Origin of the sequence: Mycobacterium sp. SMC-8 (assembly GCF_025263565.1) — a bacterium.
Classification (GTDB): domain Bacteria; phylum Actinomycetota; class Actinomycetes; order Mycobacteriales; family Mycobacteriaceae; genus Mycobacterium.
Genome location: NZ_CP079865.1, coordinates 1,921,040 through 1,947,186 on the forward strand (window position 1 = coordinate 1,921,040; position 26,147 = coordinate 1,947,186).

The 26,147-nt window shown below is 65.2% G+C and carries 28 protein-coding genes; 4 read left to right on the forward strand and 24 right to left on the reverse strand.

Annotated elements, in window-relative coordinates; translation table 11 throughout:
• Positions 1 to 18: 18 nt before the first annotated feature.
• The 13 genes from KXD97_RS09345 to KXD97_RS09405 all read right to left on the reverse strand — a co-directional run bounded on the left by KXD97_RS09345 (position 19) and on the right by KXD97_RS09405 (position 12,224).
• Positions 19 to 825 carry an enoyl-CoA hydratase/isomerase family protein gene (locus KXD97_RS09345; protein ID WP_260756430.1) on the reverse strand — a complete coding sequence of 269 codons (807 nt, stop codon included), beginning with the start codon at positions 823 to 825 and terminating at the stop codon, positions 19 to 21.
• Positions 822 to 1,802, reverse strand: a complete 981-nt coding sequence (locus KXD97_RS09350) for a zinc-binding dehydrogenase (RefSeq protein WP_260756431.1) — start codon at positions 1,800 to 1,802, stop codon at positions 822 to 824. The genes KXD97_RS09345 and KXD97_RS09350 overlap by 4 nt, the downstream gene beginning before the upstream one ends.
• A 4-nt stretch (positions 1,803 to 1,806) precedes the next feature.
• Entirely contained in the window at positions 1,807 to 2,232 is a 426-nt protein-coding gene (locus tag KXD97_RS09355; RefSeq protein ID WP_260756432.1) for an ester cyclase, read from the reverse strand.
• Between the two features lie 79 nt (positions 2,233 to 2,311).
• The gene (locus tag KXD97_RS09360; RefSeq protein ID WP_260756433.1) at positions 2,312 to 3,331 is read right to left on the reverse strand and encodes a hypothetical protein; all 1,020 of its coding nucleotides are present in this window, start codon (positions 3,329 to 3,331) and stop codon (positions 2,312 to 2,314) included.
• Positions 3,328 to 4,353 (reverse strand): phosphotransferase family protein, encoded by a 1,026-nt coding sequence (locus tag KXD97_RS09365; protein ID WP_260756434.1) that lies wholly within the window; start codon positions 4,351 to 4,353, stop codon positions 3,328 to 3,330. Before KXD97_RS09365 ends, KXD97_RS09360 begins: the two co-directional genes overlap by 4 nt.
• Before the next feature lie 12 nt (positions 4,354 to 4,365).
• The gene (locus tag KXD97_RS09370; protein ID WP_260756435.1) at positions 4,366 to 5,154 is read right to left on the reverse strand and encodes an enoyl-CoA hydratase/isomerase family protein; all 789 of its coding nucleotides are present in this window, start codon (positions 5,152 to 5,154) and stop codon (positions 4,366 to 4,368) included.
• A gap of 68 nt (positions 5,155 to 5,222) precedes the next feature.
• The gene (locus KXD97_RS09375) at positions 5,223 to 5,618 is read right to left on the reverse strand and encodes a limonene-1,2-epoxide hydrolase family protein (protein WP_260756436.1); all 396 of its coding nucleotides are present in this window, start codon (positions 5,616 to 5,618) and stop codon (positions 5,223 to 5,225) included.
• Positions 5,619 to 5,652: 34 nt separating this feature from the next.
• Complete coding sequence (locus tag KXD97_RS09380) at positions 5,653 to 6,978, reverse strand: cytochrome P450 (protein ID WP_260756437.1); 1,326 nt, start codon at positions 6,976 to 6,978, stop codon at positions 5,653 to 5,655.
• 40 nt (positions 6,979 to 7,018) lie between these two features.
• Entirely contained in the window at positions 7,019 to 8,578 is a 1,560-nt protein-coding gene (locus KXD97_RS09385) for a long-chain-fatty-acid--CoA ligase (protein ID WP_260756438.1), read from the reverse strand.
• Positions 8,579 to 8,589: 11 nt separating this feature from the next.
• The gene (locus tag KXD97_RS09390) at positions 8,590 to 9,435 is read right to left on the reverse strand and encodes an SDR family NAD(P)-dependent oxidoreductase (protein ID WP_396884893.1); all 846 of its coding nucleotides are present in this window, start codon (positions 9,433 to 9,435) and stop codon (positions 8,590 to 8,592) included.
• Complete coding sequence (locus KXD97_RS09395) at positions 9,345 to 10,220, reverse strand: SDR family oxidoreductase (protein WP_260756440.1); 876 nt, start codon at positions 10,218 to 10,220, stop codon at positions 9,345 to 9,347. Before KXD97_RS09395 ends, KXD97_RS09390 begins: the two co-directional genes overlap by 91 nt.
• Positions 10,221 to 10,233: 13 nt before the next feature.
• Positions 10,234 to 11,040: an enoyl-CoA hydratase/isomerase family protein gene (locus KXD97_RS09400; RefSeq protein WP_260756441.1), complete on the reverse strand. Its 807-nt coding sequence runs from the start codon at positions 11,038 to 11,040 to the stop codon at positions 10,234 to 10,236.
• Positions 11,041 to 11,060: 20 nt separating this feature from the next.
• Positions 11,061 to 12,224, reverse strand: a complete 1,164-nt coding sequence (locus tag KXD97_RS09405) for an acyl-CoA dehydrogenase family protein (protein WP_260756442.1) — start codon at positions 12,222 to 12,224, stop codon at positions 11,061 to 11,063.
• 270 nt (positions 12,225 to 12,494) lie between these two features.
• Here KXD97_RS09405 and KXD97_RS09410 point away from each other — a divergent pair, with 270 nt between their 5' ends.
• The gene (locus tag KXD97_RS09410) at positions 12,495 to 13,514 is read left to right on the forward strand and encodes a response regulator transcription factor (RefSeq protein WP_260756443.1); all 1,020 of its coding nucleotides are present in this window, start codon (positions 12,495 to 12,497) and stop codon (positions 13,512 to 13,514) included.
• Positions 13,511 to 14,668, forward strand: a complete 1,158-nt coding sequence (locus KXD97_RS09415; protein ID WP_260756444.1) for a LuxR family transcriptional regulator — start codon at positions 13,511 to 13,513, stop codon at positions 14,666 to 14,668. Before KXD97_RS09410 ends, KXD97_RS09415 begins: the two co-directional genes overlap by 4 nt.
• Here the strand turns inward: KXD97_RS09415 and KXD97_RS09420 are convergent.
• The 4 genes from KXD97_RS09420 to KXD97_RS09435 all read right to left on the reverse strand — a co-directional run bounded on the left by KXD97_RS09420 (position 14,665) and on the right by KXD97_RS09435 (position 17,792).
• Positions 14,665 to 15,807 (reverse strand): epoxide hydrolase family protein, encoded by a 1,143-nt coding sequence (locus KXD97_RS09420; protein WP_260756445.1) that lies wholly within the window; start codon positions 15,805 to 15,807, stop codon positions 14,665 to 14,667. The genes KXD97_RS09415 and KXD97_RS09420 overlap by 4 nt on opposite strands.
• Before the next feature lie 100 nt (positions 15,808 to 15,907).
• On the reverse strand, positions 15,908 to 16,210 hold the full coding sequence (locus tag KXD97_RS09425; RefSeq protein WP_313901367.1) for an IclR family transcriptional regulator C-terminal domain-containing protein: 303 nt from the start codon (positions 16,208 to 16,210) through the stop codon (positions 15,908 to 15,910).
• A gap of 17 nt (positions 16,211 to 16,227) precedes the next feature.
• A complete protein-coding gene (locus KXD97_RS09430) occupies positions 16,228 to 17,289 on the reverse strand; it encodes an IS630 family transposase (protein WP_260754080.1) in 1,062 nt (353 codons plus the stop codon).
• A gap of 23 nt (positions 17,290 to 17,312) precedes the next feature.
• Positions 17,313 to 17,792, reverse strand: coding sequence for an IclR family transcriptional regulator (locus KXD97_RS09435; RefSeq protein ID WP_260756447.1), 480 nt, complete (start codon positions 17,790 to 17,792; stop codon positions 17,313 to 17,315).
• 38 nt (positions 17,793 to 17,830) lie between these two features.
• On the opposite strand from KXD97_RS09435, the gene KXD97_RS09440 reads away from it, so the two are divergent.
• Together KXD97_RS09440 and dmpG are read left to right on the forward strand one after the other, a co-directional pair.
• A complete protein-coding gene (locus KXD97_RS09440) occupies positions 17,831 to 18,754 on the forward strand; it encodes an acetaldehyde dehydrogenase (acetylating) (protein WP_260756448.1) in 924 nt (307 codons plus the stop codon).
• A 4-nt stretch (positions 18,755 to 18,758) separates the two neighbouring features.
• Positions 18,759 to 19,802: a 4-hydroxy-2-oxovalerate aldolase gene (gene dmpG / locus KXD97_RS09445; RefSeq protein ID WP_260756449.1), complete on the forward strand. Its 1,044-nt coding sequence runs from the start codon at positions 18,759 to 18,761 to the stop codon at positions 19,800 to 19,802.
• A 73-nt stretch (positions 19,803 to 19,875) separates the two neighbouring features.
• On the opposite strand, the gene KXD97_RS09450 is transcribed toward dmpG, so the two are convergent.
• From KXD97_RS09450 to KXD97_RS09480, 7 genes are read right to left on the reverse strand one after another with little or no spacing between them, the layout of a single operon-like run.
• Positions 19,876 to 20,661, reverse strand: coding sequence for a 2-keto-4-pentenoate hydratase (locus tag KXD97_RS09450; RefSeq protein ID WP_260756450.1), 786 nt, complete (start codon positions 20,659 to 20,661; stop codon positions 19,876 to 19,878).
• Between the two features lie 23 nt (positions 20,662 to 20,684).
• The gene (locus KXD97_RS09455) at positions 20,685 to 21,449 is read right to left on the reverse strand and encodes an SDR family NAD(P)-dependent oxidoreductase (RefSeq protein WP_260756452.1); all 765 of its coding nucleotides are present in this window, start codon (positions 21,447 to 21,449) and stop codon (positions 20,685 to 20,687) included.
• A 20-nt stretch (positions 21,450 to 21,469) separates the two neighbouring features.
• The gene (locus KXD97_RS09460) at positions 21,470 to 21,961 is read right to left on the reverse strand and encodes an aromatic-ring-hydroxylating dioxygenase subunit beta (protein WP_260756453.1); all 492 of its coding nucleotides are present in this window, start codon (positions 21,959 to 21,961) and stop codon (positions 21,470 to 21,472) included.
• Entirely contained in the window at positions 21,958 to 23,265 is a 1,308-nt protein-coding gene (locus tag KXD97_RS09465; RefSeq protein WP_222878147.1) for an aromatic ring-hydroxylating dioxygenase subunit alpha, read from the reverse strand. Before KXD97_RS09465 ends, KXD97_RS09460 begins: the two co-directional genes overlap by 4 nt.
• Positions 23,262 to 24,086 (reverse strand): alpha/beta fold hydrolase, encoded by an 825-nt coding sequence (locus tag KXD97_RS09470; RefSeq protein ID WP_260756454.1) that lies wholly within the window; start codon positions 24,084 to 24,086, stop codon positions 23,262 to 23,264. Before KXD97_RS09470 ends, KXD97_RS09465 begins: the two co-directional genes overlap by 4 nt.
• The gene (locus KXD97_RS09475; protein WP_260756455.1) at positions 24,083 to 25,159 is read right to left on the reverse strand and encodes an extradiol ring-cleavage dioxygenase; all 1,077 of its coding nucleotides are present in this window, start codon (positions 25,157 to 25,159) and stop codon (positions 24,083 to 24,085) included. Before KXD97_RS09475 ends, KXD97_RS09470 begins: the two co-directional genes overlap by 4 nt.
• Positions 25,104 to 26,114, reverse strand: a complete 1,011-nt coding sequence (locus KXD97_RS09480) for an amidohydrolase family protein (protein WP_396884902.1) — start codon at positions 26,112 to 26,114, stop codon at positions 25,104 to 25,106. The genes KXD97_RS09475 and KXD97_RS09480 overlap by 56 nt, the downstream gene beginning before the upstream one ends.
• Between the last annotated feature and the right edge of the window lie 33 nt (positions 26,115 to 26,147).

Sequence of the window (26,147 nt, forward strand, 5' to 3'; positions counted from 1 at the left end):
AAATGGCAAGCATCGCTTTCAGGCATTCCGCCAGACGGGGGGCCGTTTCTCCTTGAAGGCCCGCACGCCCTCGGCGAGGTCTTCGGTGGTGAACGCCAACGCGAGTTGCGCCTGCAGGTAGTCCAGCGCCGCATCGAGCGGCAGATCACGGGTTGCCGCCAGGGCCTTCTTGCCCAGGCCCAGTAGCAGCGGTGACTTCGAGGCGACGGCGGCGACCCACTCGCGCACCGCCTCGTCGAAGTCCTCGTCCGGCACCACCCGATTGAGCAGTCCGGCATCCAGAGCCTCCGATGCCGACAGCAGGCGGCCGGTCATCATCAGCTCGTTGGCGGCCAGCCGGCCGGTCGACCGGAAGATGAGCGCGGAGATCATGAACGGGAAGGCGCCGATGTTGATCTCCGGGCAGCCCAGGCGTATCGACTGTTTGGCGATCACCAGATCGCAGGCCAGGGCGATCCCGAGTGCCCCGGCGAGCACGTCGCCATTGGCCGCGCACACCACCGGCTTGCCGATCGACATCAGGGTGCGGAACAGGTCCGGGAACTTGTTGAGACCGCCGTACTTGGTGATGGTCGGCCGGGTGTCGGCGAACGCGTCCAGGTTGCCCCCGGAGGAGAACACCTTGTCGTGCGAGGAGGTCAGCACGATGACCCGCACGTCGGGATCGGCCGCTGCGCGGTTGAGGCCGTCCATCAGTTGGTCGAGCAGGTTGTCGGACAACGCGTTTCGCCGCTGCGGGTCATCGAGGATCAGGTAGGCGGCCAGCGGAGCCCCCGGTTCCTGGCTCACCGGGCGAGGGTCGTAGGCGACGAGGGTCTGGGTCATGCGTGCTCCAATACGGTTTTGCCGAATCCGCGGGTGGTCTCGAGGTGTTCGTGGGCTCGGGCGGCGTCGTCGAGTCCGAAGGTGCGGTCGATCACCGGTGGCGGCACCCGATTCTCGGCGAGCAGGTCCAGCAGTCCGGCGAAGTCGCGAATGTTGCCCATGGTGGTGCCGAGCAGGTCGTACTGGCCGAAGAAGAACCCCCGGACGTCCATGGCGGCGGTTTCGGCGGCGTTGGCGCCCAGCACCACCAGGCGTCCACCGGGCCGCAGGGCGCGGATCGACTCCGCCCACCGCCCGACCGGGTCCAGCACGAGGTCGAATCCCTGCCCGGAGGGGGACAGCGCGCGGGCCTGCCCGGGCCAGTCGGTGTCGGTGTGCAGGACACCGCCCAAAGCGCCATGGGCGACGGCGGCGGCGATCTTGTCGGTCGACGACGATGTGACGGCGATGACAGCTCCCGCGTGCGAGGCCAATTGCACTGCCATGGTGGCGATTCCGCCGCCAGCGCCGACCACCAGCATGGATTCGCCGGACCGCAGCCGGCCCCGGGTGAACAGCGCCCGGTAGGTGGTCAGCCCGACCAGTGGCAGGGCGGCGGCTTGGGCCCAGGTGAATCCCCCGGGTTTCGGCGCCAGGCATTCGGCCGGGACGCTGACCAACTGCGCGTAAGTGCCGGGACTGCGATCGCCGAGGATCTCCCAGTCCGGGCCGGGAGCCTCCTTGCGCGCGCCCCAGTGCAGGGACGGCACGATCACCACCTCGTCGCCGGTGTCGCGGCGCACGCCGGCCCCGTCGGCGCCGATGACGTGAGGCAGAGGGGAGTGGTAGCGGCCCTGACGGACCAGCACGTCATGCCAGTTCAGGGCGGCGGCCTTGAGTTCGACGGTCACCCAGCCGGGTTTGTCGACAGGGTCGGGGTAGGGGCCCGGTTGCAGGACCGCCGGGTCGCCGAACTCGTGGAGGACGACTGCGTGCAACGACTCAGGCCAATCCGAGTTGGGTGAGCAGCGTCGTGACGTTCCAGTAGGCGTGTACGGACACTGCGCGGCCGGTGTTGTCGACCTCCCAAACATCCATCCCAGTGACGTCGAACGGTTTGCCGGTGGGCGGCACACCCGGCGGAAAACCTTCGCCGGTGTGTGTGCCGGTCATCCGCCACTCCTGGGTGACCCGGTTGTTGGCCGTGTCGACAAGCGGCTCGCCGACCGGGTGGAAAGCCATGTCGGGAAAGCCGCTCCAGGCCGCGGTGAAGAACCCGGCCGCGCCCCCACGGTCGGTGATCGGTTCCGGCAGCGACGGATCCCGCCAGTCGACGGTCTCGGCGATCACGTCGAGTGCGGTGTCGAGGTCGCGTTGGGTCCACGCGGCGAAATATCGGGCGGGATACCCCGCGAGGTCGGAGGTCATCCGCGAAACGTAGCGCCGCCGCGGGCGCGGCTGCGTCCCCCTTAGGAGGGGTTTTCGGCCGCCACACGACGGGGCGGAGTCATTTGAGCGTCGGGCGGTACTCATACGAGCGGCTGCGGCTGAGCGCGAACTCGAGGATCCCGCGACCGGTGACTTCTCCCATCCGGAACTCCGCCAGGCGGTCGGTGAGCGACGAGTCCAGTGTGCGGGCGTTCACAGATCCGTCGAGCGGGTAGACGTCGAATTCGAGGTGGTCGATACCGGCCGGCTTTCCGTGGTGACCGCCGTACCCGCCGCCGGCCATGTAACCGCCTTTGGCCGAAGCGTCGATCTCCATCGGGTAGCGCCGTCCGCCGGCGGTCCGCACGTCGAGGGTGCCGGACTGCAGATCCAGTGAATCGTCGAAGTCCAAGTCATGTGTCACGTCCACGATCACGTCGAGCGCGCCGTCCTCGTGCATCACCGCGCCTTCGAGCAGCACGCGGCGGTGGTCACGGGTTTCGACGAGCAGGAAGCCGACGGAGTACTCGGGGAACTGCGCCTGGCACCACAGGTGCGCTCCCTGCCCGCCGGACATGGTGCGGACACCCCGGGACCGGTCGCGCTGACCGAACCAGCGGTCGACCGATCGGGACTTCCCGTCGATGGTCAAAGTGCCTTCGTAGTAACCGGACTGGAAAAGATGGTCGAAGGACGAGGGGGCGCCTTCAGCGTTGGTTACCGCGATCTCACCGATCCACGCCGGCGTGCGGGCAAGCCAGATCAGGTCGAATTCGACTTGCGAAGGATTCGCCGCCAGTTTCAGCTCCCAGACCTTATTGGGTTCGACGACGCGGAAGCGGAACGGTCCGGCTCCGCCTCCGTCGGTGGCGCTGAGTTCGGTTGAGAAGCGGAGATTGCGTTGCTGATCTTCGGTACTCACGATGACAAAGCCGTCAGCGGTGTCGCGCGGTGGGTAACTGCCGAAGCCGAAGATAACCGACGGATGTCCCTGGTCGCGCGGGTGCATGTTGAACACGAATCGGTCGAAGAACCGATCCGGTAGACCCTGGACACCAGGCTGGACCAGCTCATCATGGAAAACTGCCGGTTCCGTCATGGACGCTCCTCTATCGCTTCCTCGGCCTCTTGCAGGAATGCAGGCACCAGCCGGGGGTCGTCGTAGTACGGGTCACCGTGCCCACTTGCCGCGCGGCGCCCCGAATAGTCGTACAGGACAGCGAGTTTCCACAAGGCGAGCGTGGTGTACCAGCGCAAGCCCGACAGGTCGCGACCTGTAGCGCTGGCGTAGCGATCCGCCAGCTGTGACCGGGTCGGGTAGCCCTGCTCACACATCGCGAGGCCGAGTTCCGCTGTCGGGTTAACCGGACGGCCGGCTTCCGGAACGGTAGCGAGGAAGTAGCCGAGGTCGAGCAGCGGGTCGCCGATGGTGGCCAATTCCCAGTCCAGGACGGCAGCGACCCGTCCAGGCCCTTCGGGGGCAAGCACCACATTGCCGAGGCGGAAATCGCAGTGGATGATCGAATCTCCCGATTCTCCTGGAGTGTTCGCCGTCAGCCAGGAGAAAACCGGCGCAAACCGCGGCGGTGGATCGCCGTTGTCGTCGGCGACGAGTCGATTGATGGTCCGCAGATGCCGGGCATTGAAACCTGCGGGGCGGCCGGCATCGGCAAGGCCGGTCGATCGCCAGTCGACGGCGTGCAACGCCACCATCGTGTCGATGAGACTCGCGCCGATCTCCGCCCGTGCGGTTGGGGCGTCTAGCGGTGCCGGGGTCGACGAGGTCACGACCGGGCCTGCGATGTAGCTCATCACATACAGCGGGACATCGAGGATCTCGCCGGCCTGCGCCGTCGCCAAGACCCGCGGCGCCGGAACGGTCGTCTCCTGCAGTGCGGTGAGGAACCGGGCCTCGCGAAGCACATCGTGTGCACCGGGAGGGCTCGGCGGCGGGGGCGGGCGGCGCACGATGACCTGACGGTTCCCGTCGGAGACCAGATACGTCAGGTTCGAGTGACCGTCACCGATTCGCCTCGTCGTGAGTTGGCCCGAAAGTAGACCCCTGTCCGCGAGGAAGCTTCCCAACGCTCGCAGGGTTTCGTCGGTCCAATGCCAGCTCACTCGGCGACCCAGTCACTCGCCACGAAACACCGGCTTGCGCTTCTCTGTGAAGGCGGACAATCCATCTCGGGCGTCTCGCGAGGCTGCGACGCGCGCCAGAGCCTGTGCCTCATCTTCAAGTTGCGCCTCGAACGGCGTACCTAGCGAACGCGCCAACAGCCGACGGACCTCGCCGTATGCACGGGTCGGACCCGCGCTGAGCCGCTCGGCGGCCTTACGTGCCGCCTCGTCGGCGGCGTCATCGGACAGGACGTAGTCGACAAGGCCGACTTCATGCGCCGTCGCTGCGTCGAGGACCTCGCCCAGCAACAGATACCGGCGAGCGCGGGCGATGCCCATTCGTGACGCGAGGCCGAAACTTGCCCCGAGGTCGCAGGTGAATCCTATGTGGGAGTAGGCGGCCGCAAAGGACGCCGACTCCGCGCTGAAAACGAGATCGCAATTGGCGATAATCGACACCGCCCCTCCGGCGGCTGTGGCATGAACACACGCAATCAGCGGAGCGTCCATGCGCATCAGCCTCGCCATAGCCGTATGCAGTCCGATTGTGCTCTTCAGCACGGTGGCCGGCGCGGAGTCGATATCAGTTGTGAACTGCTCCAGATCACCCCCGACGCTGAAGTGGGAACCTGTCGCACGCAACAGAACCGCCCGGATGTCGCTTCGCGAACTGAGTTCGACTGCCAGCAGGCCGAACTCGTGACAGAAGGTTAGATCGAAACTATTGCCGCGCTGTGGTCGACTCAGGGTGACGACGGCCAACCCGTCGTCCACATGGAGCTGAAATGCTTTGTAGCCCAATGCGATCCTGTCCTTTCCGACGATTCCGTGTTCCGCCGCGGCTCGCGGCGGCAATCCTGAGTCCTTTGCTACGTATTTGCCTTGGACTGCAACTCCTGCATATCCCAATAGTCGCGGTAGCTTGTGATCTTGCCGCTGTCATTGAGCGTCAGCACCCCGGCCACCGGAATGGATACGATGACGGTTCCATCGCGATCGATCAGGTCATCGGTCCGCTCTGTCCAGACGACTTCCCCGGTCTGTCCGATTCGCACCATTCGGACTTGCACTGTCTCCAGGTTGTAGCCGACCCGGAATTGATCAAGCAGTGCGATGGCCTCTGCAGCGCCATGTGTCTCGGGGATGCCGGGAGCAGCCAGCCAAGGCGCATCCGCGGTCAAGGTGTCGGTGAAAGCGGCACAAAGCTCGCCGTAGCTGATGCTCCAGCGTGCGAAGAAGTATTCAACTTTCGTAATGTGATGCATTTTCAGAGACTCCTCGTTGGTGGCGGTCGCCAGCTCACTCGGCGAACGTGATCTTGACGGGCAGGTTCTTCAGTCCGCCGACGAACGTGGTCTGTACCACCTTGGCCGGGCCGGTCAACTCGATGGATTCGACCTTGGGCAGCAACTCTTCAGCCATGATCCGAAGTTCCTGCTTCGCCAGCGCCATACCGATGCACAGATGCGGACCGTACCCGAAGGCGATGTGCTTGTTCGGGTGGCGGTCGATGTTGAACACATCGGGATCATCGAATACGTCGGCGTCGCGGTTGGCCGACTGGTAGAGCAGCATCAACCGATCGCCGACGTTGATCGAGCGGCCGCGCAGCTGATACGGCTCCAAGGCCGTGCGCATGAAGTGTTTGACCGGCGAGGACCACCGCAGCGTCTCGTTGACCCAATCCGGGATCAGCGAAAGATCGCTGCGGATGCGTTGCAGCAGTGCAGGATTCTCGGCTAGCGCCTGAATTCCGGTGGCTAGTGTCGCCGACGTGGTGTCATGGCCGGCGGTAGCGACGGCCACGAAGTACCCGTACGCGGTCTCTGGCGGGTAGAGCTCCCCGGCCTCGGTTCGCGCTGTGGCGATGATGGTCGCCAGATCGTCGCGTGGATTGGCCCGCCGGTCCTGAAGCAGGCCATCGAAATACCCGTAGAAGTCTTGGACCGCCGCGGCCCACTGCTGCGCGGCTGCGGCCGGCGAGAGCGGCTCGATGTCCTCGCGGATTGCGTCGGGGTCGGCGGTACCGAAAAGATCCTGGCTCAGCGACATCATCCGAGGTTCGTCGGCCTCTGGGAGGCCGAACAGGCTCATGATGACGTGAAGGGGATAGAACTTAGTGAAGCCCTGGACGAAGTCGAGTTCGCCATCGGTCTGCAGCAACCGGTCAACGGCTTCCCTGGCCAGTGCCCTGATGCGCGTCTCCCACTGCTCCAGGTTTCTGGGCCGGAACCAGTCCGCGGCGATATTGCGGACCTGAGTGTGCTCCGGCGGATCGAGATAGGGCAGCGTTTCCAGGATCCGCAGACTCCCGCCCGTCAGCGACTTGGTGAACTCGTCTCCGGCGATGTTGGTCAGGATCGGGTTCTCCGAACCCGGATTGTCCCCGCCGCCGTTGGTGAAGATCTGCGGCTGACGCTCGATCTCCATGATGTCGGCGTGCTTGCTGACCAGGTAGATGGGATCGAAACCGTCGACGTAGCCGATACCCAGCGGGTTGTTCTCCCGCAGCCATCGGTAGGCCTCGTACAGGGCCACCTCGTCGCGGTGGCCCTCCGCCAGGATGATCTGTTTGGCCACCCAGTCGGGGACAGCAAAATCTGTTTGTCTCTGAGTGGATGTCATCGGTGTTCTCCTTTAGTTGTGTGGCTCTTCGGGTGCGCGGTCATAGGGAATCGCCCAGCAGGCTCTCCCGCAGTGCGCGTTTGAGCACCTTGTTGCTGGCGGTTAAGGGCAGCGAGTCGGTGAAGTGGACTTGTTTGGGCACCTTGTAGCCGGCAATGAGTGGACGGCAGTGCTCGATGACCCGGTTTTCGGACAGTCCCGAACTCGGCTCGGCGACGACGACCGCGACCACCCGTTCGCCCCATTTCTCATCCGGTAGGCCGACGACCGCGCACATCATGACGCCGTCGAGGCGCAGCACGACCTGTTCGACCTCGGTGGAGTAGACGTTGGATCCCCCGGTCACGATCATGTCCTTGATCCGGTCGACGAGAAACAGCAATCCATCGGTGGTGCGGTATCCGCAGTCGCCGGAGTAGTACCAACCGTCGCGGAAGGCGGACGCTGTCGTTTGAGGCCGGTTGAAGTACCCGGTTATCAGCGACGGTGAACGGATCAGAAACTCGCCTACTTCGCCGGGCGGCAACTCACCACCGTCGGTGCCGGCGATCTTGATCTCGACTAACGGCAGCGGGCGGCCGCAAGACTGCAGTACGGTCTCATCTTCGAGTCGGTGGTCAGCGGCCGACAGGACCGTTACGCCGGCGCTCGTCTCGGTGGCGCCGTAGAAATTCGCGAAATCACAGTCGATTTCGGCCAGAGCACGTTTGAGCAGGCTCAGCCCGATAGCCGCGCCTGCGTAGATGATCAGCCGTACTGATGAATAGTCCGCACGGGCGGCGGCCGGGTCGTCGAGCAGCATCTGGATCACGGTGGGGACCAACGGCACCACCGTGGGTCGCTCGCTCGCGATGATTTCGATGAGCCGTGCGGGTGTCGGCATGGAGTGGACCGCCACCGGAACTCCGTTGTAGAGCGCCTGCAGGGCAAGTCCGACACCCATGGCGTGAAACAGCGGCATGACGGTCAGCATGAGGTCATCGGAGGTATAGCCGAAGGACGGCTCGAGATGCTCGCAGAGCCGCAGATAGAGGTAGCCCTGGTGGGACAACTGCGCACCCTTGGGCCGGCCGGTCGTGCCCGAGGTGTACATCAGGATGGCCGTGTGCCAGGGGTTGACGTCGACGGCTGGGTCCTCCGTCGGAGCCGCGCGGGTCAGGGTGTCCAACTCGTCGGTTCCCGTTCGGGCCGAGTCGAATCCGATGACCCGTAGATCTCCGCCGCTTGAGGTGGCGAGGTCTTTGGCGAGATCCAGATACTCGCGATCCGCGATGAGCACCCGAGGCTTCGCATCGGCCAAGATCTCTTCGATCTCTGGAGCGGCCAGCCGCCAATTCACCGGGAGTAGGGCCGCACCCAGCTTGTTGGCTGCGAACAGGACCTCGAAGTATCTGGCGGTGTTCTTGGCCAGAAATGCGACGCGGTCTGCGGCCACAACGCCGAGACCGGCAAGTGCATTCGCGATCTGGTTCGAGCGGGAGTTCAACTGGGCGAACGACATCCGGCCGGTATCGTCACGCAATGCGAGCCGACCGGGCTCAGTCCGCGCATAGTGCCGCGGGATATCACCGAGCGTCTTGATCTCTGCGTACAGCCACATGTGAAGTCTCCTCAGCCCACGGATATTCCGCCGTTGATGCTGATCGCCTGCCCGGTGATTCGGGCGGCAGCAGGACTCGCGAGATACAGCGCCATCGACGCGAGGTCGTCCGGAGTGGCGACGCCCAGATGTGCCATGGCGGCAGCCTTCTCGAACAGCTTTGCGCTGAAGGGATCCGAGCCGATCAGCGCCGCGCCCGGGGTGTCGGAGATCAGCGACGGGGTGAGGACATTGATGCGCACGCCTTCGCGCTTGACCTCCAGGGCAGCGGCTTTGGAGAACATCACGATCGCCGCCATCGCCGCACCGATCAGTGTTTCCCCGGGCGTGGCGACCTTGGCGGCGTCCGAGGCCACGTTGATGATCGAGCCGCTGCGATTGTCCCGCATGGCGGGTAAGACCGCCTGCATCATGTGCAGTGGCGGCAGGATGATCTCGGTGATGCGCTGCTGGACAGTCTCGATCGGGATGGTGTGCAACAGTCGCGGGTGGTCACGGGGACCGGTGGTATTCATCAGTACGTCAATTGATCCGAGCAGCGCTCGACATTCCGCCTCAGCGCGCATTGCGTCGTGCGGGTCTGCCGCGTCGACGCGGACAAAGCTCACGTCACAGTTGGCCGCGCGGGCCAGAACGTGTTCTCGGGCCGATTGCCCCCTCGCGTCGTTGCGGCCGAGGATCACGACCCGAGCGCCCTGCTCGGCGAACTGGGCCGCCGTCTCCAGCCCGACGCCCGCCGTACCGCCGAGTACTGCGACGCCGGTACTCATCGCACCTCGTTGAGGATCTCGGGCAGCGACGATCGGTGGAACCCATCGAACGCCTCGTTGTTCGTGGCGGGCTGCAGATCCCACCATCCCCGTCGGGCGTTGGGGGCGCCGCCGTCGATCCGGATGCACGATCCGGTGATGTAGCTTGCCGCCCGGGACAGCAGGAATACGATCGCGGCCGACACCTCGGCCTCGGTTCCGAACCGCTGCAGGGGGATACCGGGGGTCAGATCGTTCTGGATGAACGCGGTGTCCTTGGCTTCGTAGGTGTCCAGACCTTGCGAGGCAATCGAGCCGGGGGCGACGGTGTTGACCCGAACACCCGACTCCGCCCATTCCGTTGCGGCGCACTCGCTGAGTGTCAGCATTCCGCCGCGGGCGGCGGCGGAATGGGAGAAGTGTGGCCAGCCGTGCCAGATGTCGGCGATCATGTTCACGATTGAGCCGCCGTGGTCGACCATCCACCGGTTGTAGACCTCGCGCATCACGATGAATCCACCGGTCAGATTGCTGCGGACGACCGCCTCGAAGCCCTTCGTCGAGATGGACTTCATCGGAGCGCGATACTGGCCTCCGGCGTTGTTGACCAGGCCGTCGATGCGCCCCCGGTCGACCAGCACCTGCTCGACCGTGGCGATGACCGAGTCCTCGTCACGGATATCGGCGATATGGATTGATATCGAGCCCCCATCGGATTCGATCTCGCCGCGGACCCGCTCGAGCTTGCCGGTACTGCGTCCGACTATCGCGACATGCGCTCCGAGAGAGGCCAACTCGTGCGCGGTACAGCGCCCGATGCCGCTGCCGCCGCCGGTGACGATGACTGTCCGGCCGGCGAACAGGTCCTGCCGGTAAATGGAATCGTAAGGCACGTTTCGTCTCTTTTCAGGTGTCGGAGTTCGTCGTGGCGCGGTCCTGGTCGCGGCGCTGGATGAACTCCTCCTTGCGCTCGACGATCTCCGGGTCGCCCATCGTCGCGTAGCCGTACAGACATTCGAGTCGCAGCTGATCGTCCAGCGGCCGTCCAATGACCTCGAGAATCGTCTGCTTTGCCGATTCCACCGCGGCCCTCGGATTCCGCAGGATCTTGGCCGCGATCTCCTCTGCGGTCGCCATGACCTGATCGTGTGGCACAACGCGATTGACCAGATGTATCTCCTTGGCGCGCTGCGCGTCGATAGGTTCACCCATCAGTTCCAGCTCCATGGCGATGCCGACGCCGACCGTGTTGACCAGTCGGACGATGCCGCCGTCGGCGAAGTGCATGCCTCGGCGAATATGGAAGAACCCGAAGTTGGCCCGCTCGGAAGCGACTCGGATGTCGCAGGCCAGTGCCAGTTCGATGCCGCCGCCGATCACCCAGCCGTTCAACCCGGCGATGATCGGTTTGGGGGTGCGGTGTAGACCACGTGTGATCCGGCCCGCGAACCCTTTCTCCAGCACGCTGCGTCCGAGGTCGGGCCCGGCGTTGAGCCACGAATCGACATGGGTCTTGAGATCCGCGCCTGCACAGAAAGTGGTGTCGCCCGAGCCGGTGAGGATCGCCACGCGGACCTCGGGGTCGTCGCGGAACCGCGTCCATGCTTCGAAGAGCAACTCGTCGGTCTCGGTGTCGATCGCGTTGTGGACCTCTGGCCGATTCAGCGTGACGTAGGCGATCTGCCCACGCTTCTCGTAGATCACTTTCGGCATGGGGCGTCCTTCTTCCTGAGTCATGTCGCGACCGCATCTCGGCCGGCTTTTTGCCGGGCTATGACCAGTTTCATGATCTGTGCGGTGCCGTCCCCGATCTGCAGCCCGAGGACGTCGCGTAGCCGCTGAGCGAAGGGCATCTCCTCGCTCCAGCCGCCATGTCCGTGCAGGAGCAGGCAGGTTTGTACGATCTCGAACGCGAGTTTGGGCCCCCACCACTTGCACATTGCCGCTTCGGCGGTGTGCTGTAGTCCATTGTCTTTGAGCCACAGCGTTTTCAGGCAGAGCAGTCGGCATGCTTCGAGTTGGGTCTCCGCCTCGGCCAGGGGGAATGACACGCCCTGGTTGGCGATGAGCGGTCGGCCGAAGCTCGTGCGCTCGCTGGTGGACTTCCAGGTCTCATCCAGGGACTGCCGGGCAACGGCGAGGCACTGCAGCCCGATCAAAGCGCGGCTGTAGTCGAAACCCTGCATCACTTGGACAAAGCCCTTGTTCTGACCGCCGATCAAGTGATCGGCCGGAACGACGACGTTGTCGAAGAAGACCGCTCCGCGGCCGGCGCAGCGGCCGCCGAGGTCGTCGAACTCGGTCGCGCTGATACCCGGGACATCCATGGGTACGAGGAAGGCGCTGATACCCCGCGCACCGCTGGCCGGAGTGCCGGTGCGGGCCCAGACGATCGCGAACTGGGCCTGGGTGGCGAAGGTGACTGAGTTCTTCTCGCCGTCAAGGATGTAGGTGTCGCCGTCCCGGATGGCGCGCACTGTCAGGCTGGCCGCGTCCGACCCGCTGCCCGGTTCGGTCAGTGCGATCGCCGGTATCGCCTCGCCCGCCGTCATCATGCGTAACCACGGACCGACGACTTCTGGGTCGCCGTGCGCGGCGAGCACGGCTCCACTCAAGGACATCGTCACCAGGAGCTGACCGATGTTGTAGTCCGACCGGCAGATCGCCTCGAGGACGAGACCCGTCGTGGTGCAGTCAACTCCGAGTCCGCCGAACTCCTCAGGTAATTCCACTCCGAAGAGGCCCAGAGCGCCCATTGCGCGCAGGGTGTCGCGGTCGTACCGGCCCTCTCGTTCGCGCTGCTTGTAGTAAGGGGCGAGCTGTCGCTCAGCGAAGCGAGAGGCGACGTCGACCAACGCCGCTTGCTCTTCGCTGATCGCGAAGTTCAACCCCGTCATGGAACTCCTCGGCCGAAGCGTTTGGCCGCAGCGGGCAGGCTGCGGCGGATACCAGTGTGAGAAGCCGGCCCGCCATCTACGTCAGCCCAATGGGTGATGTTCATCGCTCAAAACAATGATTCGTGTGTTTGAATCCCAGATGCGGGACTCGGCTTGCGGAGGTATGAGGTGGAAAGAACGAGCGAGATCATCTCTCGGGCTGAGGAGATCATCAGCAGGTCGGGAGACGCGCGCCGTCAGGCGCTGCTGGCTCACGCATTCACCGACCCGGTGGCGCGCCACCGGCTCGACGATCTGCTCTCTGAGGTCAAAGCCGCACTGGCTGAATCTCCGGACGGTCCCGCGCTGCTGGCGGTGGTGGCCGACATCGTCAGCGAACGGCGACGGCTATACATCCATGACTCCGCTGAGCGAGAACGCGCGGACTCCGCAGTGACAAGCGCGCTCAAGCGGCTTCGCGGCCTGGGCTCCAGTGCGGAGATGTCACGCCGGGCGCCTGCGGAACTGCGCGAAGCCTGCGGCTTCACCAGGGTGATGATTTCGTCGGCCCGAGGTTCGAGATGGATGCCGGACACCATGCGCCCCAGTGATCATGCCGATCCGGATGCCGCCGAATTCGCGCGATTCGCAAAGAATGACAACGAGATACCGCTCGCTCACCTGCTGCCGGAAACCCAGATGGTGCGGCATCGGTTGCCGGTGCTCGTGTCCGAGACCAGCCCGCACGCGTATAAGCCACTGGTACAAGTGACGAAGACGACGTCATATGTCGCGGCCCCGATTGTGGCCAAGAGGCGAGTGATCGGTTTCTTCCATGCCGACCGAATCGGCCAACGCGGGGAAGTCTCCCAGAGCGATCGAGATAGCATCGCGCTGTTCGCCGCCGGGTTCGCGGTGATGTTCGAGCACGCAGTCCTGAATGAGCTGGTGGCGCAACAACGGGCCCGGTGGACTGCCGGGTTAAGGGCGATCATCGACGCGCTCGACGGACCCGCCGTCACGTCTCCTGCGGGGACCCCGTTGGACGCTCTCGGCGACGTGGTGGTTCCGCCACATGACGACCCGGAGCCGGGCAAGCACGGCCGGACTCTCACCGAACGCGAGCGCCAGGTCGTGAGACTGATGGCAAGCGGCGCGACGAACCATGCCATCGCCGAGGAGTTGGTGTTGTCTGTGGAAACCGTCAAGAGCCACGTCAAGAACATCATGCGCAAACTCCATGCCACCAGTCGCGCCGGTGCGGTCGCCACGTACCTGCAGTCAGTTCCCAAGGAGGTTGGTGCGACGTGATTTACCGAGCGCCCAGCCGACATCGCTCCGGACCGGAAGTCGCGGCAGATCTCGCGAGGTTCACCCGCAAGGCGTCACGGTCGATCGGCATCCCGCCGGTGTCGATGTCCGAATTGAGGGCTGATCCGAGCCGGATTGACGAATTGTTCCGGCGTCTCATTCCGCAGATCGTCGAGGAAACCCAGCGTCGAGTCGACGACACGGCGACTGCGCGCACGCTGGTATCTATGGCTGTGGAGGTCGCCGATCTCGACCACGAGTGGCGCCAATGCCGTCAGCGAGAAGCCGAGCGGGCCCGGGAGGATCTCGCGGCTAGCTTGCTGCGGCTGCCGTCATTGCGTACCGACCAGGACAACGCTGAGCAGATCTGCGAAGGGGCGTCCCGTGGATGCGGCAGCGAGCGAGTGTTGTTCGCGTGGATCCATGCGGAGAATTGGGTGCCGGTCAGCAGCTTCCGGGCCGGGTCCCGGAAAACGCGACCCCGGGTCACAGCCGAGGAGCCGCTCAGCCGGCTCTCGATCGAACGGGGCGTGGCGGAGCGTCGTCAGGCGGCCCGAGTGCGCGGTCCGGGTGATGGTCCGCAGCCGGTCGCGGTCTCACAACTCATGGGCCGTAGTTCGTTCGCGATCGCACCCGTCGTGGCTGAGGACAGGATCGTCGGCCTGATCTACGCCGCCGAGTCTGCGTCGTCACTTTGCCGCAATCCAGATTTGAGCGTTCGGCTGGGCCGATATGCCAATTGCCTCGGCGGCCACCTCGAACTGGTGAGAATTCGGCGGCGCCTCGATGCTCGGTCCGCGCAGGTCCGACAGGCACTCTCGGCCCTGCAGCACGCGGTGACGGAATCGGATACCAGCGTCGACCTGATGCAGTTGGTCGGTCGAGAACAGGCCGGTCCGTCCGCTGACGAGACGGACAGACGTAACTCGCCACCGCTGGTGAGCGTGGAGAGCGAGTTCACTGCCAGGGAGGGCGAGGTCATGACGCTGATTTCGGCCGGGCTCGACAACAAGCAGATCGCAGAGCAGCTCGCCATCGCCGAAAGCACGGTCAAGTCGCATGTTCAGCACATGTTGCGCAAGGCGGGAGCCGTCAACCGGTCCGAGCTCATCGGCCAGTTTTATGCGGCCGGTCCACCGAGCCCGGGGCGCTAGCGCAGCGCACGCAAGCCGTTGCGCACCTCGGTGATGAACGTCTCCGGCCGCTCCAGTGAGGGAAAGTGACCGCCGCGGTCGGGCTGGCTGTAATACCGCAGATCCGCGAATCGGGTTCTGGCCCACCGCTCGGTCATGGTGAACAGGTCCTCCGGAAAGCAGCTGTAGGCAGCCGGCACCGTGACCGGGGTGAAATCGGTGAGCAGGCCTTTGAAGCTCTCCCAGTAAAGCCGGGCCGAGGAGGCCGCTGTCGCGGTGAACCAGTACAGCGAGATGTTGTCGAGCATGGTGTCGCGGGAGATGACGTTCTCCGGATGGCCGTCGCAATCGGTCCAGGCCTTGAATTTCTCCAGGATCCAGGCGCACTGCCCGGCGGGGGAGTCGGTCAGGCCGTAGCCCAGTGTCTGTGGCCGGGTGCTCTGCTGCTGGGAGTAGCCGCTTTCCCAGTCGAGGTAGTTCTGGAACTTGCCGAGCTGGCCCATTTCCTCGGCGGTCGGCTCGCCGAGCTTCATCAGCTCCTCCGGGCTGCACAGCGCCAGGTTGACGTGGACGCCGGCCACCGACTCGGTCTGCGCGTAACCCATTGTCGCAGCAATGCCTGCACCCCAGTCGCCGCCCTGGACGTAGAAGCGCTCGTATCCCAGCCCCTTCATCAGTTCCGCCCAGGCCGATGCGATGCGGGCGACCGACCAGCCGGCTGAGGTGGGCTTGCCGCTGAATCCAAAGCCCGGCAGCGAGGGCACCACTACGTGGTAGGCGTCCTCGGCGCTGCCGCCGTGCGCGACTGGATTACACAGCGGCTCAATGATGTCCAGGTGCTCGACCACTGACCCAGGCCAGCCATGGATGATGATCAGCGGCTTGGCGTTCGGTTCCGGGCTCGGCGCGTGGATGTAGTGGATGTCGAGACCGTCGATGGTGGTGATGCCCTGTTCGAAGGCGTTGATCTTGGATTGGAAACGGCGCCAGTCATAATCGCTCGCCCAGTAACCGCAGACCTCTTTGGCGTAGTTCAGCGGTATGCCCTGTGACCAGTCGTCGACGGTCTCCGCCTCAGGCCATCGTGTCCGCGCCAGGCGTTCGCGCAGATCCGAGATTGCGGCGTCGGGAATGTTCACGGTGAAGGGAGTCAACGTCATTGCAGCAGAGTAAGTCGAAACGTTCTTTCCCCAGCGGTTTCGGAACGAGATCTGAACCGGAGGCCCCTTATGGGGGACCTATCTGCCACCACGGTGTGCATCACATCGGTTCGGCGGCGGCAAGCACCCGCGCGATGCTCAGGGCGGTGGTGCGAACGGCTGGGCCCATGCGCCGGATGTCGACCTTGCCGATCCATCCCGATGCCGACACCGCGGCGATCGGCGGTCCGTCATCGAGGTGGATGGCGCTGGCAACGCAGGCGACCCCGACAGCGGATTCCTCGTGCTCGTAGGCCATGCCACTGGATTTGATCCACGCCAACTGGCGCCGCAGCGCCGCGGACGATGTGATCGTTCTGGGGCCGATTCGCCTTAGCCCTAACGCGATCACAGCGTCGATCACATCGCTCGACGACCCGGCTAGTGTCTCGCGTCTGAATTTGGTTTACGGGTATGGGGCAGGATGTCGTCTGCGGATTTGGTCCACACGAATGGGTGGCAGCGCTGATTCCAGCCTTGGATGAACGCGGCGATGGCGGCCATCAGTTCTTTGACGCTGTTGAACGAGCCACGGCGGATGGCTTGGCGGGTGATGATCGAGAAGAACACCTCGACCATGTTCAGCCAGGATCCTGAGGTCGGCGTGAAATGCAGTGTCACGCGGGGGTTCTTGTCCAGCCAGGCGTTGATGTCGGCATGCTTGTGGGTGTGGTAGTTGTCGCACACCACGTGCAGTTTCCGTCGGGGGTAAGCGCGGGCGACCGCTTTGAGGAAGTCGAGGAACTCCGCTTTGCCGTGCCGCTCATAGCAGCGGTCGGTCACCTTGCCGGTGGCGATCTCGAGTGCGGCAAACAAGGTGGCGGTGCCGTTGCGCTGGTAGTCATGGGTCGCTTTTTCGGGCAACCCGGGACGCAGCGGCAGGATCGGCTGGGTCCGGTTGAGGGCTTGAATCTGGGACTTTTCATCTACGCACAACACGATCGCGTTGGTCGGCGGGTTCAAGTAGAGGCCGATTACGTCGCGGACCTTGGCCTCCAGCTCCGGGTCGGTGGAGAACTTGAAGGTCTCCCGGCGCCAGGGTTTGACCCCGTAACGGCGCCAGGCCCGGGCGACCGTGGCGTCCCCCACGCCGAGGTGTTTACCGAGCAGTCGACTCGACCAGTGGGTGACCGCCAGAACCTCCGGCGGCGGCTCCAGGGTGGCTGCCAGGATCGCCGCGTCGTCGACAGTCTTGGGTCGACCGCTGCGAGGCTCGTCGGCAAGTCCATCAATCCCGTACGCGGCGAATCGATCCCGCCATTTGATCACCGTCGGTCGCGAGACTCCCACCTGCCGGGCTGCGCCAGAGGTGCCGGCACCATCAGCCACCGCCAGCACGATCCGGGCCCGCTCGACATGACCGGCAGATGCCGTCGTCGACCGCGTCCACGACTCCAACGTCACGCGATCCTCAGAACTGATCACCAGCGCAGATGACGGCATACACCATCATCCCACACTGTAAACTAATTAATGACGCATGACACTAGGAGCGCCTTGCCGACGCCGGTCGCATGCGCCGGAAGGCGGCGGCCCACCGCCGAGGGGAATCGCGGGGCGTCACGTCCACGCAGGATCTCCACGTAGACGACATCGGTGCCGTCGAGAATCGCCAGATGGATCGTCTGCCTCGTGGCCTCCCGCAGATCTGCCATGAAAGGCAATGCCACCTCCCGCACCGACCGTCGCCGGGATGCCCGCTCACCCAACTCGAACAGTCGGAGCCCGAGAACCACTTTCCTTCCGTTGCGCTCCACGAAGCCGACCCCCTCGAGATCTTTGACGAGCCGTGACACGGTGGCTTTCGGAATGGCGGTCCGGCGCGCCAGTTCGTTCACTCCGAGGCCGGTCTCATGGGGCTCGAAGGCGGCCAGCAGCGCCGAGATCCGTCGCACCACCGATGTCGAGGAATCGGCTCGCGAAGTGTTCCGTTCTTCGGGACTCATGTATTGAGTGTGTGCCGTCGCCCGGGGAAACTTCAAGGATGAGCACAAAAGTCGCCATCATCGGTTCCGGAAACATCGGCACCGATCTGCTGATCAAGATCAAGCGGCTCGCCGGTGAGGAACTGGAGACCGTCGCCCTGGTGGGTATCGATCCCGAATCCGATGGCCTGGCCCGGGCGCAGCGGCTCGGCATCGACGCCGTCTCCACCGGCGTGCAGGGACTGGTCGAGCATCCGCGGTTCGACGAGATCGACATCATCTTCGACGCAACCTCGGCCAAGGCGCACGAGTACAACGATTCGGTGTTGCGCCCATTCGGTAAACGGCTGATCGACCTGACGCCGGCCGCCCTCGGCCCGTACGTCGTGCCGCCGGTCAACCTCGAGGAACACCTCGACGCTCCGAACCTCAACATGGTGACCTGCGGCGGGCAGGCAACCATCCCGATCGTCGCAGCCATTTCACAAGTGACACCGGTGTATTGGGCCGAGATCGTCGCCTCGATCGCGTCAAAGTCGGCCGGTCCGGGAACCCGGGCCAATATCGACGAGTTCACCGAGACCACCTCGAAGGCGATAGAGCAGGTCGGCGGTGCCGTGCACGGCAAGGCGATCATCATCTTGAATCGTGCTGAGCCCCCGTTGATCATGCGCGACACGGTGCTGGCGTTGGTCGGCGAGGACCGCAAGGACGAAATCGTGGATTCGATCGAGGCGATGGTGGCCACGGTCGCCACCTATGTGCCGGGATACCGGCTCAAGCAGGCGGTGCAGTTCACCAAGGTCGAGGAATCGATGGCGACCCTTACCGATGCCTTGGGGCCGCTGTGGAAAGTGTCGGTGTTCCTCGAGGTCGAGGGCGCCGCGCACTACCTGCCGGCCTACGCGGGAAACCTGGACATCATGACGTCCGCGGCGCTGCGGGTAGCCCGCGCGATCGCGGCTCAGAAGGTGGAGGCGTAGCGAGATGACTACGACCCGGGCGACTGCGAATGACGGTCTGGCCCTTTATATTCAGGACGTCACGCTGCGTGACGGGATGCACGCGATCCGGCACCGGATCACTCCGGAGAATGTCGCGGCGGTCGCCGCGGCACTGGATCGGGCGGGTGTGGACGCGATCGAGGTGTCCCACGGCGACGGCCTGGCAGGACACTCGCTGACCTATGGCCCGGGCAGCAACACCGACTGGGAATGGCTTGCGGCCGCCGCGGCGGTGATTCACCGGGCGAAGCTGACCACCTTGCTGCTGCCCGGAATCGGCACCATTCACGAACTCAAGCGCGCCCATGAGTTGGGCGTGACGTCGGTGCGGGTGGCCACGCACTGCACCGAGGCCGACGTCTCCGCCCAGCACATCGCGAAGGCGAAGGAACTGGGCATGGACGTGTCCGGATTCCTGATGATGTCCCACATGGCGCCGGCGCCGGAGTTGGCCAGGCAGGCGAAGTTGATGGAGTCCTACGGTGCCGATTGCGTCTATGTCACGGACTCCGGCGGCCGGTTGACCATGGACGCCGTCCGCGATCGGGTTCGGGCCTACCGGGAGGTGCTGGAACCGGACACCCAGATCGGAATCCATGCACACCAGAACCTGTCGCTGTCGGTGGCGAACTCGGTGGTCGCCGTCGAGGAGGGCGTCATCCGCGTCGACGCGTCGCTGGCCGGCCACGGCGCGGGCGCGGGAAACTGCCCGATCGAACCGTTCGTGGCGGTGGCAGATCTGCTGGGGTGGAAGCATTCCTGTGATCTGTTCGGGCTGCAGGATGCTGCCGACGACCTGGTGCGCCCGCTGCAGGACCGACCGGTGCAGGTCGACCGGGAGACGCTGACGTTGGGTTACGCAGGCGTGTACTCGAGCTTTTTGCGGCACGCCGAAAATGCGGCTTCCACTTACGGTTTGGACACCCGCGACATTCTGGTCGAGGTGGGTCGCCGGGGTCTGGTCGGCGGCCAGGAGGACATGATCACCGACGTCGCGCTCGACCTGCGCAATCGCCGGGGGAATTAACGCCGAACACCCATTCGGGAGGACCGCTCCACACCCGGACCCGGCGTCCGGAGCCGAGCGACGCTGCGCCGTCTCACCCGAAGCTGACTGCCACCGATCCGATGCCGTCGATCTCCGCCCGATAGGTGCTGCCCGTCCGCGCCGGCACCATCGGTCCCAGCGCCCCGGACAGCACGATGTGCCCAGCGCGCAGCGGGGAACCGTTGTCGCTGGCGGTGCGGGCCAGCCACGCCAACGCGATCAGCGGGCTGCCGAGGCAATCCGCGCCGCGGCCCTGGGAGACGGTGGCGGCGTCCTCGGTCAGTTGCATGGTGCGGGAGACGAAGTCGATGTCTGCCGCCGGGATCCTCTGCTCTCCGAGCACGAACAGCGCCGAGGAGCCGTTGTCGGCGACGGTGTCGACGATGCTGATCGACCAGTCCCGGATGCGGGAGTCGACGATCTCGATGGCCGGGACCGCCACCCCGGCGGCGGCCCGCACCGCGTCGTCGGACAGGTCGTCGACGAGGTCCCCCGAGAGGATGAACGCGATCTCGGCCTCGACTTTGGGCTGCAGCAACCGGCCGGCCGGCACGGTGGTGCCGTTCTCGACCCGCATGTCGGCGAAGAGCACGCCGGAGTCGGGCTGGGCGACCCCGAGTTGTCGCTGCACGGCCGGCGAGGTCAGGCCGATCTTGTGGCCGACCACGACTCGGCCCCGCTCCAGCGATTCGTCGGTGATTAGGTTCTGCACGGCGTAGGCGGCCGGAATGTCGTTGTCGCCGAGAATGTCCCGCACGGGTTCGCACTGTTTGGGGGCGGCGGCGGCGGCGATCAGTCGGTCGGCGGCGGCACGGAGTTGGTCCTGGTTCGCGTTCATGAGTCCTTCGGTGTAAGCGGGCGTCAGCCCATGCTGGCGCCGCCGTTGACGTAGATGGTCTGGCCGGTGAGGAAGCGGCTGTCCTCGCCGGCCAGGAAGGCCACGGTCGCTGCGACCTCGGCCGGGTCGCCGGGCCGGCCCAGGGGGACGATCTCAGTGCCCTGTTTGACGACGTCGAGCAGGCGCGTGGGTGTCTCGCCGGAGGCGAAGAGCGCGGAAAGCTCCGGCGTCAGAACGTAACACGGCGCGACGGTGTTGGCGGTGATACCGGCGGTGGCGAACTCCCGCGCCAGACCCGTCATCATCGCGTGCACACCCCCTTTGGCAGCGTTGTACATGGCGTGGTCCATCAGGCCGGTGCGCACCGAGTCGGCGCCGATGTTGATCAGCCGGCCGTGTTGACGAGAAACCATGTGCGGCAGGACTGCCCGGGTGCAGCGGATGGTGGTCCACAGGTTGTTGTCGATGGTGGCCTGCAGGCTCTCCTCGGTGTGTTCCAGGGTCGGCTTGATCACCCCGCCCCCGGCGTTGTTGACCAGGATGTCGATGTGGCCGAGCGTCGCCAGCGCGGTGTCGACGAGATCGTCCGCGACGCCGGGTTTCTGCAGTTCCCCGACGAAAGTCCCGGTGACCGGGATGTCCGCCGTCACCCGCCGGAGTTCCTCCTCCGAGCGGGTTGCGGCGAAAACCCTGGCCCCATCGGAGATCAAGCGTGCGGCGGTGCCCAGCCCGATCCCCGATGCGGCACCGGTGACGATCGCGGTGCGGCCCTCGAGCGGGCCGCTCACAGTATCTTCAGCCGCACCACTCACAGGATGATGGCCACGTCGGCGACATCCCGCAGGTCGGTCATGTCGAGTTCGACGCGTTTGAAGCAGATACGGAAACTTTCGCCGGCAGGCCGCAAGCGGTAGCGGTATTTCCCCACATAGGTGCTCGTTTTCCCGCCCCGGAACCGCCACACGGTGAAGGACGCCGTCACCGCGATCCTGTCCCCGTCCGGTTCGAACCGGACGTTGAACACCTGATGGTTGGTCCGCGAGTGGGGGTACTCGCGATGGGCGCGGCGGTTGTTGAGCCGCTCCACCCGGGCCTGCAGCCGGCGGTGATCGTCGTCGATGAGCAGCAGGTCGCGCTCCGGGTCGGCGTCGAGTTTGTCGTTGCACGGCAACTCGTATTTCGCGTCGGGCTCGTACAGTTCCAGCCAGCCGTCGAGGTTCCAGTCATCGAGCAGGGCGGCCTCGCGGTAGAGGAATGCCTCGACGTCCGAGCGGGTCACCTCCTTGGCGATTGCGGTCATCGGGCACCGCCGAGGTCCGCCGCGTCACCCATCTGCTGCTGCCAGCGTCGCCAGAACTCTCTCATCTGTTCCTCGTCGTTGGCCATCGGCCCGCGACCCATTCCGCGGGAGATGTCGTTCCACTCCACGCCGCCGCCTTCGAAACCCTGTTGGCAGGACTCGAGTGCCTCGATGTCGTCCGGTGTCGCGAAGCCGCCGGGACCGAGGAAGGTCAGGAAGCTGTCGAGCCGTCGATCCCGCAGACTCGATGGCTCTTCGGTCGGCGCGAGTTCCCACGCCGTCACATCGACCCGGTTGGGTGCGGGCGAGAACATCGTGCGAACCGTGACGGCCATGATGTCGTTGATGATCAGGTTCGGGTAGATGATGAGGTTGCGGTTCACCTCGCACATCGTGCGCGCGCGCTCCTCGCCGTAGCGGTCGATGAGTTCGGCTCGGATGCGGTCGATTTCGACCTTGGCCTGTTCGCCGAAGAGCGGCTCCCATTTCGCGACCGGGCGGCCCCACGGGGCGGTGTACTCGATGACGGCATGCCCGTTGCCCAGTCTCTTGGCCTCTCCGATTACCCCGCCCTGCAGGTCGGTGCCCAGCGAGACCAGGTATTTGAAATAGGTGTCGTGGGTGGATTGGGCGTGGTAGCCGTCGGCGCTGTTCTCGACAAGAAGCTTGAAGTTGGCGTCGAAGCTGTATTCGTTGGTGCCCTTGATGATCTCGACGGAGCCGCCGCAGCCGTCGACGACGAGGTCGATGTACTCCTTCGCGCCGGCCAGATAGGTCTCGAGGTCGATGATGTCGGGGTCGTAACTGGCGAAGACGAACCCGCGGTAGGACTCCACCCGGGCCACCCGGGCAAGTCCCAACTCATCGAAGTTCAGACCGTTCGAGTAGGCCTCCCTGTCCGGAACGCCCTTGAGCGTGCCCTCGCTGTCGAAGGACCACGCGTGGTAGAAGCACTGGAAGACCTTGGCGTTGCCGGAATCCTGCCGGCAGACCAGGGCGCCGCGATGCGTGCAGGAGTTGTGGAAGACGTTGACGTTGCCGCTTTTCGCCCCGCGGACCATGAAGATCGGCCGCCCCGCCACCTTACGGCGCACGAAATCGCCCGGTTCGGGGATTTCGGACTCATGCCCGACGTACAGCCAGGAGTGGCCGTAGACCCGTTCGATCTCGGCGCGGTGCACCTCCGGTGAGGTCATGGCCGACCGGTGCACCCGGAAGGTCTGACCGGCCTGATCGTCGACCACCAGGGGTTGGCGGGCGGGTGCCGCGATCACCTCGGTGGTCCAGTCCTCGATTGTGCTCATGAGCGCTCCAGATAGTCGGCGACCAGCGCGGAGAACTCGTCTGCGCGCTCGATCTGGGTCCAGTGTCCGCATCGGCTGAATACGTGGAGATCCGCGTTGGGAAGAAGGTCGAGCATGCTCACCGAGACGGCCAGTGGCACGACTTTGTCTTCCCTCCCGTGGATCAGCAGCGTGGGGGTGCTGATGGTGCGTACCTCCTCGGCGGTGATTCCCAGCTCGGATCCCTTGTGCCTGGGGTCGAAGAACATCGCCCGATAGGCCTCGAAGGCGCCGTCGGCGACGCTGGCCTCGTACCGGATCTTCACCAGTTCCTCGGTGATCAGGTCGGGGTTGACGGCGAAGTAGTTCTTCAGCAGACTGCGCATCGCGTCGTGGGACGGGGCATAACCGCGCAGCGCCGCAAGGCCTTCCGTCGGGGTCATTCCCACGCCGGGGGAGCCCATCAGCACCATGCGGCTGATCCGCTGGGGGTGGTCGGTCGCCATCTGCAGAGCGATGCGGCCCCCCAGGGAGTTGCCCACGATCGCGGCGCTGCTGATGCCGTGGCTGTCGAGGAAGGCCCATACGTGATCGGTCCAGGTGCGAAGCGAATACACGATGTCATCGGGCCGATGGGTGGCGCCGAACCCTACGATGTCGGGTGCCAGCACCCGGAAGCGCTGCGACAACGGTCCGATATTGAGCTTCCAGTTCGCCGTTCCCGATACGCCGGGTCCGGATCCGTGCAGCATGAGCACCGGCTCGCCCGATCCCGCCTCGAGGTAGGCGGTCCGGATTCCGCCGGCGTCGATCGTTTTCGTTTCCAGCGCGGCAGTGGTCATCGCCGGCCGCCTTCGCTGAACACCGCAAAGCACTTGTTGGAGTTGAAGACGTCGGTGGCGACAAACTCAGACCAGTCCAGCTTGAGACCGAGTTCGTCGACGGCGCCGGTCATGCAGAACCAGTTGAGCATCTCGTGCTGGCCGGATCCGACGATTTCGGCGGTCGAGACCGACGACCACTTCTCGTAGTCACCCTTCTTGAACAGTTCGTACAGACGCAGGTCCGCCTCGGTGTCCGGGGTGAGGTGCCATGTCTTGTCGGTCAGAAACGCATGCGACCAACTCGATGAGGCCACCAGCGCGACGCGAAGGTCGGTCTCGGCGAAGGATTGCGCCACCGCCCGACCGAGGGCGAAGCAACGCGTCGGTGACGGTCCCACCGGATCGAGTCGTTCCTCGGAGATTTCGGCGAAGCGGGCCAGGCCGCCCCGGCGGGCGATCGCGTGCTGGCCGTAGCAGTTGACCGTGATCGGGACCAGCGGGTAGGGGAACTTCGCGCCCGCGTCGGGATAGTCGAGGAACAGTTGGGTGTTGAGAATCGCGTGCGGGAACGGGGAGTCCTTGCGCTTCTGGTAGGAGTAGGCGATGTCGAATCCGCGCACGAGCAGCTGGTCGGCAAGGCGCCGGGAGACCGCGGCGTCGCCGTGCAGCGTGATGGTGGTGTCGTCGGGCAGACCCCACGCGTTCGGGCTGCCGCGCTTGTTCATCAGTTCGAACGGCTCGACCTCGAGGTCGCCGTAGGCCAGCACGCAGAACGGGGGGATCACCTCCTCGCGGAAGTTCTCGTACTGGTCGTCACCCCAGACCACGACCACGTCCGGGTCGAAGTCATCGAGTGCCTCCCGGCAGCGGGCGAGGTTCTCCACCAACAGTTTCCGGTGATGCGCGGCCGAAGCCCGCCCCTCGTCGGAGCCCCATTCCTCGCGCATCGACGCGGGCCAACTTGCCGGGTCCTTCGCAGTCGCCGGGATGTCGGGGTCCTTGAGGGTCCAGCGCAGCAGGCTGGCCATGTGGTCGTCAGTGCCGGCCAACAGGGGATAGTGCGTCATGCCCAGTCCCAGGAATTGCGCCATAGTTCTCCTCCAGGTTTTTTCGGGTGATTCGGTCTCTGAGGTCGGGGGGCAGGTCGGCGACGACGTCGTCGAGCGGCTCTGGTGCGGCGGGGAAGGGGTAGTCGGAGCCGAACACCAGGTGGTCGGCGCCGAACAGGTCCACCGCAGCCAGCAGAGCGCTGCGGTTGTAGGTCAGCGAGTCGCACCACAGAGACTGCGCCAGTCGACTGGGAAGCTCCGGGGAGTCGGCCGCCATCCCGCCGATCCGGGCTCCCTTGTCGAGGCGGCCGATGATCGACGGAAGCGCGCCGGCGCCGTGCGCGAGGCATAGTCGGACGCCGGGGCGGCGGACCAGTGCGCCGCTGGTGAGAAGCGAAGCCGCAGCAAGCGCCGTTTCGACGGGCATACCGGCGCCGAAACCCATGCCCAGCCCGGTGGTGCGGGCCGGTAGATCCTCGTCGCGCGGATGGATCATCACGAGTGCGCCCAGCTCATGTGCGACGCCAAAGAACCGGTCGAGGCGCTCGTCGGAGAGTTCGCACCCGCGGACCTGGGTGGCGATCTCCACTCCGAGGAAGCCGGGACGGGTCATGCACCGTCGAAGCTCGTCGACGGCAAGGTCGGGATCCTGCAATGCCACTGCTCCGAGTGCAGCGAACCGGTCGGGGTGCCCACTGACGATGCGCGCGAAGAAGTCGTTCTGCGCTGCGGCCAACTCCGCGCCGCCGGTGGGGTCGGCGTCGTAGCAGAAGGTCACCGGAATCGGTGAAATCACCTGTAGTGCAACACCATCACGGTCCATATCGGCCAGCCTCGCCGCCGGAGCCCAACAGCGGTGGTCGATCCTGCGGTAGCGCTGCGCGCCGTAGTTCAGCCAGGCAGCGTTCTCGTCGGTGCGCTCCACACTCGGCCAGCGGTCACGGCAGTGACGGCGGCTCAGGTCGGGCAGATCTGGATCCACGGCGTGGGTGTGCACGTCGATCAGTCCGCGGGACGAGTGAGAGGCGAT